Raw genomic sequence first — 2317 nt, forward strand, 5'->3', positions numbered from 1 at the left:
GGAGCGGCCGGGCAGCTGCTGCACCTCCTCGTGCCCTCGCGCGAGGGCGGCGGCGGGCTGCGGCCGGGCCAGGGTCCTCGACCCGGTCGCCGCGGAACTGGCGCGGTACCGGGAGGTGCGGGAGCGGTACGTGGCGGTGACGGAGTTGTCCACAACCGGCCGGTAGTCCACAGGCCCCCGCGGCGCCCCGGTTTCCGGTCCAGCATGGACCCATCGGAACGGGCCGGGAGCGCCCCTGCCGCAGGACGGGCACGGGGCGCGCCGGACCGCAGGACGGACACGGGGGACGGTCGATGAACGAGACTTGGGTCACGCTGGTGGGCAATGCCGCTACCCCGGTGGATTTCCGGGAGACGGCGACGGGCCCTGCGGCACGGTTCCGCATGGCGGTGACGCCCCGGCGATGGGACCGCGAGAAGCAGTTGTGGGCGGACGGCCGCACGAGTTTCTACACGGTGTGGGCCTGGCGGACCCTGGCGGCGAATCTCGCGGCGTCGGTCTCCGTGGGAGAACCCCTGGTCGTGCACGGCCGCCTGAAGGTGCGCGAGGAGGAACGGGACGGCGCCCGGAAGACCTTCGTGGACGTCGAGGCCACCGCGGTGGGCCACGACCTGACCAGGGGAACGGCCGCGTTCAGGCGGGTGCTCAAGGGGGAGCCGGCACTGACCGACCCGGCACATCGTCAGAAACAGGCCAAAGAGATGGCGTCGGTGACCTGATCAAGGGGGGCGCGCCGAAGTCGGCTATAACGATTGCGAGTCGGAATGGTTATCTGACGACATGACGGGGGACTCTCCTCGGCTCGCTCCATACGATTCCCCCGTACTCATGCGGCACTTGAGTTTGCTGGCGAGGCACCTCCCACACGCACACCACGCGTGAAGGCCTCGCCCGGAGGGGAATTCTGTGTTTTCAGCGTCTTCAGCATCCGCCTCGTCGTCCACCGCGACGACGGCGCATCCCACACGGAGCCGGAGCGGAGGTCACCGCCACGGCTTCGCCCGCGCGGCAGCCGCCGTCATGGCCTCCGGCCTCCTCGCGGCCGGCACCCTCGTCGGTGCGACGACGGCGTCGGCGGAGGAGCCCGGCCAGCACCAGGGCGGCGCGACCGCCGTACTGGGCGGGCTGAAGAAGGACGCCTACGACTACGCGCTCCTCGACACCGGCAAGGGTGACAAGCCCGAGAAGCTCCCCGCCGGCCTGTTCGAGATGCAGGTCGACGGCGGCGGCACGATCAAGACGTACTGCATCGACTTCCACACCCCGACCAAGGACAGCGCCAAGTACCAGGAGACCCCCTGGGACCAGTCCTCGCTCGGCAAGAACGAGAACGCGGGCAAGATCCGCTGGATCCTGCAGCACTCCTACCCCCAGGTCAACGACTTCGCGGCGCTCGCCCGGGAGGCCGGCACCGGCCCCCTCACCGAGAAGACCGCCGCCGCGGGTACCCAGGTCGCCATCTGGCGCTACTCGGACAACGCCGACGTCACGGCCCAGGACGAGAACGCCGAGAAGCTCGCCGACTGGCTCGAGGAGAAGGCCGAGAACGTCGCGGAGCCCAAGGCGTCGGTCGCCCTGGAGCCCACCGCCGTCTCCGGCAAGGCCGGTGAGCGGCTCGGTCCGATCACCGTCCGCACGGACGCCGAGCAGGTCTCCGTCGCGCCGCCCGTCGACGCCGTCGCCAGCGGCATCAAGGTCACCGACAAGGACGGCAAGCCCGTCACCGAGGCGACCGACGGCGCCGCCCTCTACTTCGACGTCCCCGCGGGCACCGCGGACGGCAACGCCTCGCTGAGCGTGCAGGCGACGACCTCGGTCCCCGTGGGCCGGGTCTTCACCGGACTGATCAAGAGCCAGACGATGATCCTGGCCGGCTCCAGCCAGTCCGCGGTCACCGCCTCGGCCACCGCCACCTGGGCCAAGACGGGCCCCGTCCCCGCCGTCACCGCGGAGAAGAACTGCGCCAAGGGCGGCGTGGACATCACCGCGAGCAACAAGGGCGACGAGCCGTTCACCTTCGAGCTGGCCGGCAAGAAGAACACCGTCGAGGCCGGTGAGACCCGCACGGTGACCGTCCCGGTCGCCGAGGACCAGGCCTACGACTTCACCATCACCGGCCCCGGCGGCTTCGAGAAGAACTTCAAGGGCGTCCTCGACTGCAAGACCGCGGGCACCCCCGCGCCGGGTGACGACACCGAGACGCAGACCGGCTCCGAGCCCACCCCGGTCCCGTCCGGTGCCGGCACCGCCACCACCGGTGGTGGCGAGGGCGACCTCGCCGCGACGGGCGGCTCCAGCGCCACCCCCGTGATCGCCG

The 2317-nt window shown here is 71.2% G+C and carries 2 protein-coding genes; both read left to right on the forward strand.

Annotated features, from left to right (window positions below; genetic code table 11):
- Positions 1 to 293 precede the first annotated feature (293 nt).
- On the forward strand, positions 294 to 719 hold the full coding sequence (locus ABZ371_RS31855; RefSeq protein WP_358686255.1) for a single-stranded DNA-binding protein: 426 nt from the start codon (positions 294 to 296) through the stop codon (positions 717 to 719).
- 301 nt (positions 720 to 1020) lie between these two features.
- Positions 1021 to 2317: Cys-Gln thioester bond-forming surface protein (locus ABZ371_RS31860; RefSeq protein WP_358686257.1), on the forward strand; the 1297-nt coding region annotated here is incomplete at its 3' end.

The organism is Streptomyces sp. NPDC005899, assembly GCF_040629645.1.
Taxonomy (GTDB): domain Bacteria; phylum Actinomycetota; class Actinomycetes; order Streptomycetales; family Streptomycetaceae; genus Streptomyces.

Coding starts and splice junctions, on each gene's coding strand:
- ABZ371_RS31855 (WP_358686255.1), top strand. CDS start 294: ATGAACGAGACTTGGGTCACGCTGGTGGGCAATGCCGCTACCCCGGTG.